The sequence below is a fragment of the Acinetobacter sp. LipI_19 genome (genome assembly GCF_058242925.1).
Window position 1 is genome coordinate 486370 of record NZ_JBZAYK010000001.1, and the last position, 15557, is coordinate 501926.

The following is a 15557-nucleotide window of genomic DNA, read 5'->3' on the forward strand; positions in this document are numbered from 1 at the left end:
TAAGGTACTTTATGATGTCTAAGGTTCAGGATGATTCAACTTCTCCCATCATGCCACAAGTGATAATTTCTGCACAGCAACTTACACAAAAGATAGAATTACCTCATCAAACGCTTACAATTTTTGAAAATCTAAATCTTAATATTTATACAGGTGAACAGGTCGCGATTACTGGACGTTCTGGTTCCGGAAAATCAACTTTATTAGGCATCCTTGCTACTCTCGATCAAGCCAGTGCAGGTCAACTCAGTGTTTGTGGTGAATCAATTGAGCATTTAAATGAAGAACAACGTGCGTTGATTCGACTTCAATATATTGGTTTTGTATTTCAATCTTTCCAGTTGCTCCCACATCTTTCTGCCTTAGAAAATGTGATGTTACCATTACGTTTACAGAAGAATTTTAATTATGCACACGCAGAACAAAAATCTTTAAGTTTATTGGCCAAAGTTGGTTTAGAACGACAAAGCCAGCAAACACCGAAAGTATTGTCTGGTGGGGAGCAACAACGGGTTGCCATTGCACGAGCTTTAATTTCTGACCCCAAAATTATTTTTGCCGACGAACCTACAGGCAATTTAGATGAACATACCGCCTTTGAAATTGAACAACTCTTATTTGATTTAAATAAAGAACTCGGTACAACTTTAGTGCTTGTCACTCACGATTCGCAATTGGCCGCACAGTGCCAACGTCATTATGAATTAAAAGATGGTCAATTGATTGAACATGTGCAAACTCCTCAATCGAATGAGGTGGTGTAATTTTGACCTTGTTTAAACCCTTATTTAGGCAAAGTTTTGCCAGTTCAGGCATATATCTGCTGATTATTGCATTGAGTTTAGCCATTAGTGCGACTACTGCATTAAAGTTTAGCAATGATCAAGTCAAACAAGCAGTGACCTTACAAGCTGCCAAAATGCAAGCTGCAGATTTACAACTTAGTGATACAGATCCAATTGACCAACAATGGATCAAACAGGCTGATGATTTAAAATTAAAACAGTCCCATGTCACCATTTTTGGTTCAATGGCCTCTACACAGGATCAGTTTGTTATGGTCAATGTGAAAGCCATTGACACAGCATTTCCCTTACGTGGTGAATTAAGGATTGCGCCAAAACAAGCCTTACAAAGTGGCGGGGTTTGGCTAAGCAAACGCGCACAAGAGTTATTAAAATTAAACCTAGGCGATAGCGTTCAAATTGCCAATGGTCAGTTTAAAGTTACTGGCATCATTGAACATGATTCAAATCAAGAATTAGGCTTTTCTGCCTTTTCGCCAACCGTGATTATCTCTCAAGCAGATGTTGCAAAAACGGGTGCAATTCAAGTTGGAAGTCGGATTGAATATCGTTTGTTGATGGCAGGGGATGCGGAGTCGATTGCAACATATCAGCAATTTTTTAAGACTTTTAAAGCGCAAGAAAAGCAAAATGTGAATCCAAAGATTGCACAAAATTCGGATGCAGATTCAGCTTTAAGTGCACCAAGTGCCACTACATCGACTGAAAATCAGCCAGCAACACACTCACAAACAGATCAATCCATACAAGATCAACAAAATGCGGATAATGAACTAGATGCACAAAGTAATTTAAGACTACGTAATGCAGATGAGGGTAATTCACGCTTACTTAAACCAATTGAAAACCTCGATACTTTCTTACAATTGGCCAATATTCTGACGATTCTTTTATGTGGTTTAGCCATCGCTTTAACCAGTCAGCGTTATGTACAGCAGAACCAAGATCATATTGCACTGATGCGTTGTATGGGGGCAACGAAACGGCAGATTTTTCAAACCTATCTCGGGTTGCTGAGCGTTGTTATTTTAATCGCCATTGTCATTGGCAGTATTTTAGGACTGATTTTAGGTTATTCGTTGTTGCAATTGATGTTGCAGATGATTCCGAACCTAGAGTTGCAATTTTCAATGTTGCAGATGCTGGTTGGTCCTTTGCCTATTGCAATTTTTACCAGTGCAATTGTATTGATAGGATTTATTTTACCGAGCTTGTGGCAACTGTTAAATACACCGCCTATTCGGGTGATACGCCAACAAGAAAAGTCGGCACGTTCAATGTTGTGGATGATGGCTACAGGTTTAGTCAGCTTGATTATTTTTAGTTTGGTCTTGACCGAAAATCTGATACTTACTGCGTTGGTAATGGGTGCAGTCATTGTGTTAACAGCTTTGTTATATGCAGTGGTTTGGATGATTTTAAAGACTTTAAAATCAATGAAAAATAGGCTCTCAGCCTATATCCGAACCCCTTCGCAAACCGCATTGCAAATTACAGCTTTGGCATTGGGTTTAAGTCTGATCACGGTACTTGCTGTATTGAGAACTGATTTATTAGAGCGTTGGCAGCAACAATTGCCTGAAGGAACGCCTAACCAGTTTATTTATGGTCTACCACCATTTGAACTGGATGCCTTTAAGCAACAATTAGCACAGCAACAATGGAAAAGTACACCGTTATATCCCAATGTAAAAGGGCGCTTATTGGCAAAAAATGGTCAAGCTTTTCCTGCCCAATTGGTAAAAACCAATAATTCTTTACGTCGTGAGTTAAATCTCACCCAAGCAGATCATTATCCACAAGATAATATTATTGTTGCGGGAAATGCTCAATTAACTCAAATTGGGCAGGTATCTGTAGAGGCCAAATTGGCTGAAGAATTGGGCATTAAAATTGGTGATCGTTTAACCTTTAGTTTGCCTGAGGGAAATTTGGACGCGCAAGTTGTGAATTTGCGTACCGTGGAATGGCAAAGCTTTAGTCCAAACTTTTTCTTTATTTTTACTCCAAAGACGTTGGATGAAAACGCAGGCAGCTACTTAGGGAGTTTTTATGTGCCACCGAGTGAAAAAATCAAGATGGTTAATCTGATTCAGCAATTTTCCAATACGGTATTTATTGACGTCACTTTAATTTTTGATGAAATTAAAAACTTGGTTTCTGTGTTGGTCAAAATCATTACAGTTTTGGCAGTATTGGTAAGTTTATCTGGTTTTTTGGTGCTGATCGCCTGTATCAATTTGCTGATGGATGAACGTAAAAAAGAAGTGGCATTGTTACGTTCTTTTGGTAGTTCAAAGCGTCAGTTAAAAAATATGATGAGTTTTGAAATCGGTTTTATTGGATTATTGGCGGGGATTGTTTCCTGTTTCTTTGCAGAGGTGATTAGTGCAGTTGTCAGTTATCGTATGGAAATGGTGGTGCAATTACATTGGGAAATTTGGTTGATTTTACCAATTTCGATGGCAGTGTTGTGCGCATTGATTGGACGTTACCGATTGAGCTATTTATCTGAAATCCCACCATTGCAAAGTCTAAGAGAGTTGAATTAAACCGCTTTGTTTAAGTGGTTTTATTTGACTGTTTAATCTCAGTTGAGCCTTTAAAAGGCTGCCCAGTGAAGACAGTAAATTAAAAAATGGCAACCTACTAGGTCGCCATTTTTTATGCTTCTTGAATTCAGTGTACTCTGTAATGTTTTATTACGGCATAGACAAGCTATTTTAGAGATTAAAAGTTTAATTGCTCACGCATTTGTGCAATGGCTTGTTGCCAAAGTGGGCTAAGTGGTCCAACGAGATGCTGGCAATAGAGATAAACGCCATAGGTTGCTGCAATCCCTAAAATCACAATGATAATATTGGCAGCTTTACCCATTTTGGCACGCTGTGTTGCATACCAAGCCAAAGCCATGACCGCACCCATTAACATCCCACCGATATGGGCAGCATTGTTAATTCCAGAGGCTAAAAAGCCAAAAGCTAAGTTGACCGCAAGTACGGTTAAAAGTGATCTTTTATCTAAAATGAATCTTTGATTCGGGGTAGGTGGGAACAACGATAGTAGTGTCAGTGCACCACCAAGTCCCATTACAGCACCCGATGCACCTGCAGATACATGAGGAAAGAGTTTTTGATCAAAATTTTGCAGCAGTTCGTAGCTATTTCGAATATCCAAATAACCACTTAATAAACTTCCCATGAGTCCAGCAAGGATATAAAGTCCAAGGAAATAAAACTTTCCTAAAGTTTTTTCAGCAACATCACCAAAAATATACAGTGCCCACATATTCATCATTAGATGCAGGATACCGAAGTGAAAAAACATACTGCTGAATAAGCGATATGGTTCCTCTAAGAAGGTTAAAGGTGCATAATCAGCACCCCAACGCAACGCGTCCAATGTTGTCGGGTCAGTAATATTGACACCTGATAAGACTTGGATGGCAAATAAACCGACATTGATGACAATCAGCAATAAGGTTATTTTACCAATAGAATTGGGTTGGCTATAAGTTGAAAGATCTTGATATTTAGACATGCTATTGCTTAGCTTTTTATAGATAGATTCAGCTTAACATGAAACGTCAGAATTTTCGGAGTAAGCAGCTGACATGAAAGCTTTTATTGTTCGTGCTTTGTTAATTGTGGTCAGTATTTTGATCATGATTCAGCTATGGATTTTCTCAAGTTTAATTTATTGGCGTACCCATGATGTAGAAACCACCATGTTTATGCGTTGGACATATCTGTCTGATTTTGAGCCGATTCAACATCAATGGCGCGACTATGACAAGATCAGTGATAACTTTAAACATGCAATTGTCGCTGCTGAAGATGCTAAATTTCTCGATCATCATGGTTTCGACTGGGATGGTATTGAAAATGCACTACAACGTAATCTAAAAAAAGACAAAGTAGTCGCTGGTGGTTCAACGATTTCTCAACAATTGGCTAAAAATTTATTCTTCTATAATCGTCGCTCATTTATCCGCAAAGGTCAGGAAGCGATTGCCACCACCATGATGGAGCGGATGTGGACTAAACAGCGCATTTTAGAAGTCTATATGAACTCTGTTGAATTTGGTGATCATATCTATGGTGTTGAAGCTGCATCACAACATTACTTTTCTAAGAGTGCGGCAAGTTTAAGTCGTGAGCAGGCCGCATTTTTAGCGGTGATTTTAACCAATCCGAAGTATTATCAAAAAAATCGTGATGATTCTAAGCTTCATTACCGTAAGCGTTTGGTTTTGAAGTATATGCGTTATACCCGTATTCCAGATTGACACTAAATAAATGAATTTAAAAAAGCACAAATTGATGTGCTTTTTTTATGAAATTGTCACAAATTTGAAGCATACTAGAATTAAGACATTTTTTTTGATGCAGGTTTATTGCATGAATACCGCAGTGACGACAACAACGCCTACAGAATATTCTTATAATGAACGATATATAAATCGTGAGCTTTCAATTTTAGATTTCCATTTACGTGTTTTAGAGCAAGCCGTTGATCCTTTACACCCCTTGCTTGAACGTATGAATTTCTTGTTGATCTTTTCTCGTAATATGGATGAATTTTTTGAAATCCGTGTTGCAGGAATGATGGAGCAATTAACTTTAGGGAATGAAAGTCGTTCACCAGATGGTTTGACGCCAAAACAAGTTTTAGACCAAATCTCTAAAACTGCACATGAAGCGATTGAGCGTCAGTACCGTATTCTTAATGAAGAAATTTTTCCTAAGTTACGTGAAGAAGACATTTGTTTTTTACGTCGTGGTGAGTTAACGCCTGCACAATCTGTGTGGATTAAAAAATATTTCCAAGAACAAGTTGCACCAGTACTTACCCCAATTAGCCTTGATCCTGCACATCCATTCCCACGACTGGTCAATAAAAGCTTAAACTTTATTGTGACTCTAGAAGGGAAAGACGCATTTGGTCGACAAATTGATTTAGCAGTTGTACCAGCACCACGTTCGCTTCCTCGTGTAGTGCGTTTACCTGATGAGCTTACAGGCGGTAAAGAACATTTTGTGATGTTGTCTGCGATTATTCATGAGCATGTATCGGATTTGTTCCCTGGGATGACAGCTACAGGTTGTTATCAGTTCCGTGTCACACGTAATGCGGATTTGGCGCTGAATGAAGATGTAGAAGACTTAGCCAAAGCATTGAAAGGCGAATTGAGTTCACGTCGTTTTGGCCGTGCAGTACGTTTAGAAGTGACAGAAAACTGTCCAAAACATATTTATGAATACTTGCTTGAAGAATTTGATCTAGAACAAGAACAACTTTATAAAGTGGATGGGCCAGTAAATCTGGCACGTCTTGTGTCAAATTTTAAACGTCCACATATGCGTTATGATTCGCATGTACCCGCGATTCCAAAAGTATTGAAAAAGTCTGAAAATATTTTTTCAGCAATGCAAAAACAAGACATTCTCTTACACCATCCATTTGAATCATTTGCACCAGTTATTAACTTGTTGCGTGAAGCTGCACGTGATCCCCAAGTGCTAGCGATCAAACAAACCTTATATCGTAGTGGTGCTGACTCTGAAATTGTTCAGGTACTTGCAGAAGCGGCACGTAATGGTAAAGAAGTCACTGCTGTGATTGAGTTACGGGCGCGTTTTGATGAAGAATCAAATATCGCCGTTGCCAATGTATTACAAGAGGCGGGTGCTGTTGTGGTTTATGGCATCGTGGGCTATAAAACGCACGCCAAAATGATCTTGGTGGTACGCCGTGAAAATAATAAGTTAGTACGTTATGTGCATTTGGGTACGGGTAACTACCATGCAACAAATGCTCGTATTTATACCGATTATGGTTTGCTCACTACAGATAAAGAGCTCTGCGAAGATGTACATCGTATTTTTCAAGAATTGACTGGTATGGGGAAAATGGCAAAGTTGAAAAAACTGTTACATGCGCCGTTTACTCTTCATGCTCAGTTAATTGCTTTTATTGATGATGAAATTGCCAATGCCAAAGCGGGCAAGCCTGCACAAATTATTGTTAAAGTTAACGCGTTAACTGAAGTTCAATTGATCAATAAATTATATGAAGCTTCGCAAGCAGGGGTACAAATTGATCTGATTATTCGCTCAATTTGCTGTTTACGTCCAGGGTTACCAAATCTGTCTGAAAATATTCGAGTTCGTTCAATTGTCGGGCGTTTCTTAGAACATACCCGTGTCTATTATTTCGGAAATAATGGCAATCCACGTATATACTGTTCCAGTGCAGACTGGATGGATCGTAATTTATTTAATCGTGTAGAAGTGTGCTTCCCGATCGAAGATCCAGCATTAAAAAAACGCATTTACCAGCAAGGTTTAGTCAATTACTTAAAAGACAATATCCGCGCTTGGCTATTGCAAGGCGATGGGACTTGGACTCGTGTGCAACCTAAAGAAGGCGAGGCAATTTACAATGCTCAACAAACTTTGCTTGAGCACTTTGTAAATGGTTAAGCCAAGATAATCTGATTGTCTTAAGCCCGATTAAAATTAATCGGGCTTTTTTGTATCAGTCAGTCGGATTTTAATGAAATTGAATGACTTGGTTATTTTAGATTTAAGCTTTTTTAAATCAGCAATCAACGCTTCTAATAAAGCATTGAAGTTCTTAAATACTAGGATGACTTAAGCTGTTGTGGTTTTAAACTCGATAAAATTGCAGGTAGTGCAATTAAATAAATCATCGCGACAACCAACCATATAGCGCCAGTCCATCGTGTTTGGAAATGAAAGTAAAGTGTAGAAAACAATAAGGGGGCAATAATCGAGGCTAGACTAATGGTTGAGGTGATAACACCTTGAAACTGTCCTTGCTGTGCAGCTGGGATTTTTTGTGAAACAACAGCTTGTAGTGCAGGAGTACCAATACTTCCTAGGGCAAAGATCGGCATGATTGCAAAAATGATCCAAGCGTGTTGGGTAAAAGCCATGATGATTAATGCCATACATATACATGCCAGACCAATCAGCACGGTATTTCTTTCACCAAAATATCGGACGGCATGTTGAGGTATAAATGACTGAACCAGTACTTGGCATAAACCAAAAGTGCCTAAAGAAAGACCAACCCAAAATGTATTCCATTTAAAGGTATCATGTCCCCAAAGTGCCCAGCAGACACCATAAGCTTCACCGCAGGCGCTAAACAGAAAAAATATCAGTAAAATGGGCAGTATATTTTTTTGAGCAAGGATAAAACTAAGACTTTTAAATGGATTCATTTCTAAACTGGAAAGTAAAGAAATCGCAGGTCGAGAAATGGTGGGTAAAGGATTGTTGCTTTGGGATTCAGGGAGTAGCCAGAATGCGATAAGCAAGTTAACTGTTGTTAAAATTGCCGCAACGAAAAAAGGTAGCCGTAACCAATACCCGCCCAATAATCCACCGAGGATAGGACCGAGAATAAATCCTATACCAAACATGGCACTCATTAAACCGAAGTATTTTGCTCGATTTTCTTCTGACGTGGTATCAACGATATAGGCTGAAGCCACGGACATATTGGCACTACTTATTCCAGCAATGATTCGTCCAATGAACAGCAAGATAAGAGAGGGTGAGCAAGCAAGAAAAAAATAGTTGATTGCAGAACCCGCAAGTGAAATCAGCAAAACAGGTCTTCGACCAATGCGGTCACTCAAAGCACCTAAGATCGGGGAGAACATAAATTGCATAAGCGCATACAGGCTTAGGAAAACCCCCATTAACAAGGCAACGTTATGCTGATGGCTTAGGTCTTTCAGTAGTGAGGGAAACAGAGGGAATACGATGCCAATGCCAATTGCATCTAAGACAATCGTTGAAAAAATAATATATAAAGGTCGGTTCATACGCGTCCTATCGAAAATTCAGGCACAGAAAACTGTGAAAACCTGTTAACGATGCTTGGAAGATTCAAGCCCTGTGGAACGCTGACCAATGCAAAGGATTGGATATGTGTCGACGAGATGGATGCATGCTTTTTAAAACAAGCTGAGGATAGGTCGATTTTTCGCGATTTTCATCGTAACAATACATACAAAAATAAGCGAGTATTTTGTACTGCTCAAATATTATCATTCTTGATCTAGTAAAAACAAGATCGTTTTAATTTTGCTTATGCTGAGGTGATCTATAGACTTTTTAGATCTTCAATAAAAAAGGAGTCAATTATGACTCCTTTTCAGTATTGGAAAATTAACGTAAATTTGGCGTGATTTTTTGAAGAATTTGTACCAACACATCAAATTCACTTTGTAGCGGTGTACTTTTACGTGTAACCAAAGCCAAAGTGCGTGAAGGCGCATTCTCAATAGGTTTAACCACAATCTGATCATTGTTTTTCAGCATATGTGCATGAATTGCAATCTCAGGAAGCAGTGTATAGCCTAAGTTTGAACTGACCATTTCCACTAAAGTTGGCAATGAGCTTGCTTTTAAACGGTGATCATTTTTACGCTCACCGATTGGGCAAACACTTAAGGTATGATCACGTAAGCAATGACCTTCTTCAAGGAGCATGAGATGAGAAAGATCTAAATCATCTAAGCTTCTTGCATTCATCGCATTTTGATCTGCTTTATTGCAGACTAAGAATAAATCTTCTTTCGCAATTTCAGCAACTTTCAAACCACGTGTGTCGAATGGTAAAGCCAGCATGATCACATCTAGATTGCCATGCTCAAGTTTTTCAACAATTTTTTCACTTTGTGCTTCATGCAGATGCAACTGAATTTTTGGAAGTTGTTTATGCACTTCTTCCAAAAGCTGCGACAAAATGAAAGGGGCGATGGTTGGAATAATCCCTAAATGCAAATCACCAGTTAACGGTTCACTCATTTCTCGACTTAACCGCATCAAGTCCTGAGCATCGGCGAGTAGAACACGGGCTCGGGCAACAACTTGCTCACCTAGAGGAGTTAAACGTACGTTTTGGCGATCACGTTCTACGAGTACGCCACCCAATAAACGTTCTAACTCCATGATTCCACCAGATAAAGTAGATTGAGTTACAAACGAACGGCGCGCTGCTTCAGTGAAGTGCAGCGTCTCAGACAGTGTCACTAAATATGACAACTGTCTTAGGGATGGTAATGCAGCCATAGTGTCCTAATGCTTATGATTTAAAATGATGTGCAAATAAGCCGCTAAGTTGAGGAACAAAATGCGGTGGGATATCATGCCCCATTCCCTCAATTAATTCAAATTTAGCGCCTGAAATTGCTTTAGCAACTGCCTTACCATGACTTGGAGGTAGTAACCGATCTTTAGAGCCATGTAACACTAAAGTTGGCTTTTTGATCTGCTTATCCAATTTAAGTAAGGAACCTGTACATAATATTGCTAAAAACTGTTGAAGTACACCCGCTGGGTGATAACTACGACGATATAATTTACGTGCAGTTTGAATTGCTTCAACTTGGTTGATATAACCAGGTGAACCAATCATATGAAATACCTTCAAGGAATGATTCACAATCCCTTCTTCATCACGTGATTCAGGTTTACCGATAAGACTAAAGAGTTGTTTTGGAAACGGTGGTGGTAGCAAAGGTTGATTATTACTAGTAAAGAGTAAGCCGACTTTATCAATTTTCTCAGGATATTTTGCTGCTAAAATTTGAGAAATCATACCCCCCATTGAAGCACCCAAAATATGTGGTTTTTCAATGCCTAAACGATCAATTAATAATGCAACATCATCCGCCATATCAAATAAGTTATAAGGCGCGCCGTCATTTGGTAAGCCCAAAGCAAAGCGACCCATCAGCTTATAAGAGTTTAAACGTGGACCTTGGTGGCGAATTTTTGAAGATAAGCCAATATCACGATTATCAAAGCGGATCACATGAAAGCCTTGATCAATCAGTGATTTACAAAAAAAATCAGGCCAAAATAACATTTGCGCACCCAAACCCATAATCAACAGAATGGTTGGGTGTTGTGGATTTCCACCAGTTTCAACATGAAGCTGAATACCATTACCTAAGTCGACTTTGGTTTCATTCATGAACGAGGCATAAGGTGAAACTTGAAATTGAAGTGCGCTATTCATTGTTATTTTCCTAAGCAAGGATATTCTTTGATTAAAAAATATCCTTGCTATTAAAACCTTAAACGGATGCAGGAATCAAGTCTGGAACCAGTTTTGTTAAAGTTAAACGCTGTTTTCCAGCAGTTGCACCTAACAATACAAAACCACGTAAGGTACCTTCAGCATCTGTTGCTTTAGATAACATCCCATCTTCAAACTCTTCATTCTCCCATGTAACATCAACATCAATTGGAGCTGGAAGTACAGTCAAAGGTGCAGCTGGAGTTTTCACCGCGACTGGCATTGCAGGGTAGTGTACAGTGGTGGTTTGTCCACTCAAGGTTTTGGCTAATGCACGCGCTTGTTGCATGATTGGCATGACAAATGGCAAGAGTGTTCCATTCACTTCGGCACAGTCACCGATGGCAAAAATATCTGCTTGACTGGTTTCGAGCAAGGTGTTGGTAATGACACCACGACTGGTGTTGATTTCCGTAGCTTTAGCCAAGGCAATATTAGGTTGTAAGCCAATTGCAGAAAGCACAACATCCGCGAGCAAGGATTGACCACTGGCCAATGAAACGATATAACCACGCTCAGATTTAGAAACTTTTTCTACAGTGGTACCCAAGGCAAATTTAATTCCTGATTGTTCAAGATTGTCTTTAAATGCTTGTGCAACATGATTAGGCAATAAACGCCCTAAAGGTTGTGGTGCTAAGTCGATCACCGTAACCTGATGCCCAGTATTTTGTAAGTCATTGGCAAATTCACAACCAATTAAGCCCGCGCCTAAAATCACCACACGTTTGTTGCCACATTCACCCGTGCTGCAATTGTCTAAAGTTTCACGGAATGCTCGATAGTCAATTAGTGAGTTAACCACATGAATATCATCACTCCCATCACCAGCAATCGCTAATCGAATCGGATTTGCGCCCACGGCAAGAATAAGTTTTGAGTAGCCTAGAGTTGAAGATTGTCCATCTTTTTCAAGGGTTAATTCATGTTTCTCTACATCAATATTTTTAACCCATGTCTCTTTTTCAATCCGCATGTTCAGTTGGGCGCTCATCTTTTCAGCATCGCCTAAACCAATTTGTTCAGGTGCTTTTTTCCCAACTAATGCATTAGATAGGGTCGGTTTTGCATAATTCACCGCATCATCTGCGCAAATCATCACCAATTCCTGTTCGGTGTTTAACTTACGAAATTCTCTTGCAAGGGTATAACCCGCCATGCCAGAACCTATGATGATAATCGGTTGCATATCTTTCTCCATACCTGTTTCAAATTTAGCGGTGAATTGAGTAATTTTGTAGTGTTGAAAATAAATGTAAAAAGACCATGTGAACATGGTCTTTACGCAATATCTTAGATTTCGACCATTTCAAAGTCTGCTTTAGAAACACCGCAGTCTGGGCATGTCCAGTCATCAGGAATATCTTCCCACTTGGTACCTGCTGCGATGCCATCTTGTGGCCAACCTTCTGCTTCGTCATAAATCCAACCACAAACGATGCATTGATATTTCTTCATCTGATTCTCCGATATCTGACAGATGTTATGTTTTTTCTGTCAGTTAAATTCCTTCTGCTGCTTGACTCAAATAATATGCAAATAAAATGTGTACATATTCCTCTAAATTCTTACGCAGTTCTGTATCTAAAGTAAAGTAAATATCGGAGTTTATCTAACTAATCTCAAAGCTGAATGGCAGCTCAGGACAAAAGCGATGTTTATTATGCCAACTTTGTCAGACAATTTTAATTATAATCGTGTCGCTACAAGGGATGAGTACTGCTATAAATGTTTAAATTTTTTGTATTTAGACCAAGGTTAGATGAATATTTTAGACAATAATATTAAGCTAGAGTCAGTATGTTATATAGCCATTATTTTGTGTGAAAATGGACTTAATAAATTCAATAACTTAGGGTGATTTCAATAGAGGGTAGATAGCGAACTGCTGTCTATTTTGACTAAAAAACGTTAAAATTCGCATATTATTTATTTTTTAAATCTCTCCCTATGATCAACATATCTACTGCTTTGTGGTCAAATATCCGTGCTGTCCCGAATTTTCCAAAACCAGGTATTTGTTTTTATGATTTAACCCCATTGTTTATGAACAATCTTGTGGAGTTAACCGATGCATTGATTGCAAGTATTCCAGTAAAACAATTAAATGCAGTGGATAGTTTTGTTGCAGTTGAGGCGCGAGGTTTTGTTTTAGCAAGCTTATTGGCACAGCGTACGGGCAAAGGTTTATTACTGGTTCGTAAAGCAGGTAAGTTACCACCCCCAGTGATTGGTGTAGGCTATAGCTTAGAATATGGTTTAGATCGCTTGGAAATGTCAGCTGATATCAAAGCACAGAAAGTGATTATTGTAGATGATGTATTGGCTACAGGTGGTACTTTAAAAGCAGTCAATCAATTAATGCATAAATGTCAACACACCGTATTGGGTGCGAGTGTTTTTCTTAATCTAACTGATTTACATAAAGATCTTGATTTAAAGATTTGGTCAGTGCTTGATGAGCATTCAAAGCCAGTTGAACAAGCGGTTGCTTAAAGGCAATAACAGGTTAAGTTTTCGAACTCAATTTTTGTCATTGAATACTTAAATCATTTTGTTTGTCTGTCTCGTCGTGAAAAAAGCCTTGTAAATACAAGGCTTTTTTATGCCAAGTACGCCAATTTGTGCTTTGCTGATTTTTTTCAAGCAATAAAGGTTTGTTCCATATATTCAATTAAATGATTTAAGTTTTCAGGTTGGACTAAACGATGATGTCCACCTTCAACAGCTTCAATCTGCATATAGGATTCTAGTTGCTCAACTACTTTATACATATCTAAAACCTCATCACCAAGCTCCAGATAAGCAATCTGTGGTATATCATGGTCTAAATCATGTTCATCAATCGCTACATAATCCTCACGGAAATCTGGATCTAAGCTTGGATTTGCAATGATTGCAGGAATTCGATGTTGTTGTGACATTTTTAATGCCCAATATCCCCCTAAACTATGACCTACCAATAAATCGGGTTTAATTTTTTCGATAATATCTTGATAGAAACATTCAACCGTTTTGTAGTTAAGGTTACGGTAATCCACATCAATGCAGTATTTTTTTTCAGCATTTATTGCATGGAATTTTGTCGATTCTTTGGAAGAATCTAGTCCATGTAAAAATAAAATTTTAGAATGAATATTCTTCATTGTTATCGTTTTCATATGGTCTTTCTTTATTGAGCAAAGGTAGAAATTGAATAAAGCTAGAAAAAGTTATCAACGGATTTAAAATTTTCCATCTAACTATTTTTATATTCAAATATTCTACTTAGCTGCACTTTTTTAAAAACTTAGATTTTGGTCTAAGAGTATTATGTAACAGATCAATATGCTTGTTATTTATTGTTTAACATATTGAATGTTTAGGTTTAAATTTTTTAGGTTATGGATTTTTATTAACAAAAATTAATCATTCTGGGTTTTTATTGTACTAAGCTATAGATTGGATTAATAAAATAAGAGAAACAAATGATTACTTTAAGCTACGACATTGTCATTCAAGCGAATGCACAAACAGTATGGAATATCCTTTGGGATACGCATACTTATTCAAAATGGACCCAACCATTTTCTGAAACTTCGCAGATGCAGTCTGACTGGAAAGTTGGCGGGGAAACCTTATTTCAAGATGCCAGTGGCAATGGCATGGTCGCCACCATTGTAGAGTTGGAGCAGTTTAAAAAAGTGGTATTTAAACATTTGGGTGTTTTGAAAAATGGTGTTTTAGATTCAACAAGTGAAGATGTTGAAAGTTGGAGTGGCTCTTTAGAAAAATATTTCTTAAATGATCAGGATGCAACAACCACATTATCTGCTGAAATAGAAACCTCTGAGGAATATAAGGACATGATGGATCGTGCTTTCCAGCAAGGGTTTGCCATAGTCAAATCATTGGCTGAACAAAACCATTGAGAAACTTTGCGCTTACTGCGTAGCTTAGCCCTGATGTTTTTTCTCATTATTTAATGGCATTGAATGATCAGTGGTTGTTCAATAGAAAATGTTTTTGCCACACCATTTTCATTACGTGGTTGGAAGCGAATTTTTTCTAGTAAGGGTTGGAGTATTGATTTCATATGTTCGTGAATTAAAGGGGGGTAACGGATATTAAGGATTTGCCCTTGTGCCTCTACTAAAAATTTTGCTGAGAGCAAGATATTACCTTGTTGATCAAATTTAATTTTATTCTGAGATGGCGTCTTACTTTGAGTACAAAAAGGTTCTAAAGCGCTTTGTAGTTGTGAGAAGTTAGGTTTTATGGCGTATTGGACGGTGGTGGGAAATTTAATAAACAGATAAACAGAATGTATTTTCCATAATAGTATTTTGTTTTTGCGATGTTTTGCTCATCAAAATTAAGCGCTTTATTTTTAAAATCATTAGTGACCTGTGGTAATTGATCTAGAGTGAGTTTTTTTGCCAGTTCTAAAGCCCTTAAATTGAGTGCTTTTTGAGTGGGGTGTGGATTCATTAATTTGACTTGGCTTTGCAGACTAGTTCGATTTGGAGTGATTTCTAATTGCCAAATATAATCTTGATTATTGAGATTGGTACTTTCAATTTTTATGGGAAGATCTTTTTGAGTATTGCTCATAACAATGATTTGCTCGGCTCCAACTACAGTTGA

14 protein-coding genes are annotated in these 15557 nt (G+C 38.2%); 6 read left to right on the forward strand and 8 right to left on the reverse strand.

Annotated elements, in window-relative coordinates; all coding sequences use genetic code 11:
- Nucleotides 1–14: 14 nt before the first annotated feature.
- Both AC4CVF_RS02395 and AC4CVF_RS02400 read left to right on the forward strand, forming a co-directional pair.
- Complete coding sequence (locus AC4CVF_RS02395; protein ID WP_303576326.1) at nucleotides 15–764, forward strand: ABC transporter ATP-binding protein; 750 nt, start codon at nucleotides 15–17, stop codon at nucleotides 762–764.
- Nucleotides 764–3358 carry an ABC transporter permease gene (locus tag AC4CVF_RS02400; protein WP_483770760.1) on the forward strand — a complete coding sequence of 865 codons (2595 nt, stop codon included), beginning with the start codon at nucleotides 764–766 and terminating at the stop codon, nucleotides 3356–3358. Before AC4CVF_RS02395 ends, AC4CVF_RS02400 begins: the two co-directional genes overlap by 1 nt.
- A gap of 178 nt (nucleotides 3359–3536) precedes the next feature.
- Here AC4CVF_RS02400 and AC4CVF_RS02405 read toward each other — a convergent pair whose 3' ends face one another.
- Nucleotides 3537–4346, reverse strand: a complete 810-nt coding sequence (locus AC4CVF_RS02405) for a rhomboid family intramembrane serine protease (RefSeq protein WP_336951842.1) — start codon at nucleotides 4344–4346, stop codon at nucleotides 3537–3539.
- Between the two features lie 73 nt (nucleotides 4347–4419).
- Here AC4CVF_RS02405 and mtgA point away from each other — a divergent pair, with 73 nt between their 5' ends.
- Nucleotides 4420–5094 carry a monofunctional biosynthetic peptidoglycan transglycosylase gene (mtgA, locus tag AC4CVF_RS02410; protein WP_490788840.1) on the forward strand — a complete coding sequence of 225 codons (675 nt, stop codon included), beginning with the start codon at nucleotides 4420–4422 and terminating at the stop codon, nucleotides 5092–5094.
- Between the two features lie 112 nt (nucleotides 5095–5206).
- The gene (gene ppk1, locus AC4CVF_RS02415; protein WP_004823258.1) at nucleotides 5207–7291 is read left to right on the forward strand and encodes a polyphosphate kinase 1; all 2085 of its coding nucleotides are present in this window, start codon (nucleotides 5207–5209) and stop codon (nucleotides 7289–7291) included.
- 161 nt (nucleotides 7292–7452) lie between these two features.
- On the opposite strand, the gene AC4CVF_RS02420 is transcribed toward ppk1, so the two are convergent.
- From AC4CVF_RS02420 to rubA, 5 genes are all read right to left on the reverse strand, one after another.
- Entirely contained in the window at nucleotides 7453–8667 is a 1215-nt protein-coding gene (locus AC4CVF_RS02420) for a TCR/Tet family MFS transporter (protein ID WP_490788841.1), read from the reverse strand.
- Nucleotides 8668–9013: 346 nt separating this feature from the next.
- Nucleotides 9014–9919, reverse strand: a complete 906-nt coding sequence (gene oxyR, locus AC4CVF_RS02425) for a LysR family transcriptional regulator OxyR (RefSeq protein WP_004717396.1) — start codon at nucleotides 9917–9919, stop codon at nucleotides 9014–9016.
- Between the two features lie 13 nt (nucleotides 9920–9932).
- Nucleotides 9933–10871, reverse strand: coding sequence for an esterase EstB (gene estB / locus AC4CVF_RS02430; protein WP_004823254.1), 939 nt, complete (start codon nucleotides 10869–10871; stop codon nucleotides 9933–9935).
- Nucleotides 10872–10929: 58 nt separating this feature from the next.
- Nucleotides 10930–12120: an NAD(P)/FAD-dependent oxidoreductase gene (locus tag AC4CVF_RS02435; RefSeq protein ID WP_483770762.1), complete on the reverse strand. Its 1191-nt coding sequence runs from the start codon at nucleotides 12118–12120 to the stop codon at nucleotides 10930–10932.
- A 104-nt stretch (nucleotides 12121–12224) separates the two neighbouring features.
- Nucleotides 12225–12389: a rubredoxin RubA gene (rubA, locus tag AC4CVF_RS02440; RefSeq protein WP_004678010.1), complete on the reverse strand. Its 165-nt coding sequence runs from the start codon at nucleotides 12387–12389 to the stop codon at nucleotides 12225–12227.
- A gap of 492 nt (nucleotides 12390–12881) precedes the next feature.
- On the opposite strand from rubA, the gene AC4CVF_RS02445 reads away from it, so the two are divergent.
- Nucleotides 12882–13427 carry an adenine phosphoribosyltransferase gene (locus tag AC4CVF_RS02445; RefSeq protein WP_483770763.1) on the forward strand — a complete coding sequence of 182 codons (546 nt, stop codon included), beginning with the start codon at nucleotides 12882–12884 and terminating at the stop codon, nucleotides 13425–13427.
- Between the two features lie 146 nt (nucleotides 13428–13573).
- On the opposite strand, the gene AC4CVF_RS02450 is transcribed toward AC4CVF_RS02445, so the two are convergent.
- Complete coding sequence (locus AC4CVF_RS02450; protein ID WP_336952131.1) at nucleotides 13574–14077, reverse strand: YqiA/YcfP family alpha/beta fold hydrolase; 504 nt, start codon at nucleotides 14075–14077, stop codon at nucleotides 13574–13576.
- A gap of 321 nt (nucleotides 14078–14398) precedes the next feature.
- Here AC4CVF_RS02450 and AC4CVF_RS02455 point away from each other — a divergent pair, with 321 nt between their 5' ends.
- Nucleotides 14399–14842: an SRPBCC family protein gene (locus AC4CVF_RS02455; RefSeq protein WP_336951834.1), complete on the forward strand. Its 444-nt coding sequence runs from the start codon at nucleotides 14399–14401 to the stop codon at nucleotides 14840–14842.
- 343 nt (nucleotides 14843–15185) lie between these two features.
- Here AC4CVF_RS02455 and AC4CVF_RS02460 read toward each other — a convergent pair whose 3' ends face one another.
- A complete protein-coding gene (locus AC4CVF_RS02460; protein ID WP_490788842.1) occupies nucleotides 15186–15524 on the reverse strand; it encodes a hypothetical protein in 339 nt (112 codons plus the stop codon).
- Between the last annotated feature and the right edge of the window lie 33 nt (nucleotides 15525–15557).

Excerpts from the sequence above, each read along its gene's own strand:
- AC4CVF_RS02405 (WP_336951842.1), bottom strand. The coding sequence starts at position 4,346 with ATGTCTAAATATCAAGATCTTTCAACTTATAGCCAACCCAATTCTATT.
- rubA (WP_004678010.1), bottom strand. The coding sequence starts at position 12,389 with ATGAAGAAATATCAATGCATCGTTTGTGGTTGGATTTATGACGAAGCA.
- estB (WP_004823254.1), bottom strand. The coding sequence starts at position 10,871 with ATGAATAGCGCACTTCAATTTCAAGTTTCACCTTATGCCTCGTTCATG.
- AC4CVF_RS02435 (WP_483770762.1), bottom strand. The coding sequence starts at position 12,120 with ATGCAACCGATTATCATCATAGGTTCTGGCATGGCGGGTTATACCCTT.
- AC4CVF_RS02460 (WP_490788842.1), bottom strand. The coding sequence starts at position 15,524 with ATGAGCAATACTCAAAAAGATCTTCCCATAAAAATTGAAAGTACCAAT.
- ppk1 (WP_004823258.1), top strand. The coding sequence starts at position 5,207 with ATGAATACCGCAGTGACGACAACAACGCCTACAGAATATTCTTATAAT.
- AC4CVF_RS02455 (WP_336951834.1), top strand. The coding sequence starts at position 14,399 with ATGATTACTTTAAGCTACGACATTGTCATTCAAGCGAATGCACAAACA.
- AC4CVF_RS02450 (WP_336952131.1), bottom strand. The coding sequence starts at position 14,077 with ATGAAGAATATTCATTCTAAAATTTTATTTTTACATGGACTAGATTCT.
- mtgA (WP_490788840.1), top strand. The coding sequence starts at position 4,420 with ATGAAAGCTTTTATTGTTCGTGCTTTGTTAATTGTGGTCAGTATTTTG.
- AC4CVF_RS02395 (WP_303576326.1), top strand. The coding sequence starts at position 15 with ATGTCTAAGGTTCAGGATGATTCAACTTCTCCCATCATGCCACAAGTG.
- oxyR (WP_004717396.1), bottom strand. The coding sequence starts at position 9,919 with ATGGCTGCATTACCATCCCTAAGACAGTTGTCATATTTAGTGACACTG.
- AC4CVF_RS02420 (WP_490788841.1), bottom strand. The coding sequence starts at position 8,667 with ATGAACCGACCTTTATATATTATTTTTTCAACGATTGTCTTAGATGCA.
- AC4CVF_RS02445 (WP_483770763.1), top strand. The coding sequence starts at position 12,882 with ATGATCAACATATCTACTGCTTTGTGGTCAAATATCCGTGCTGTCCCG.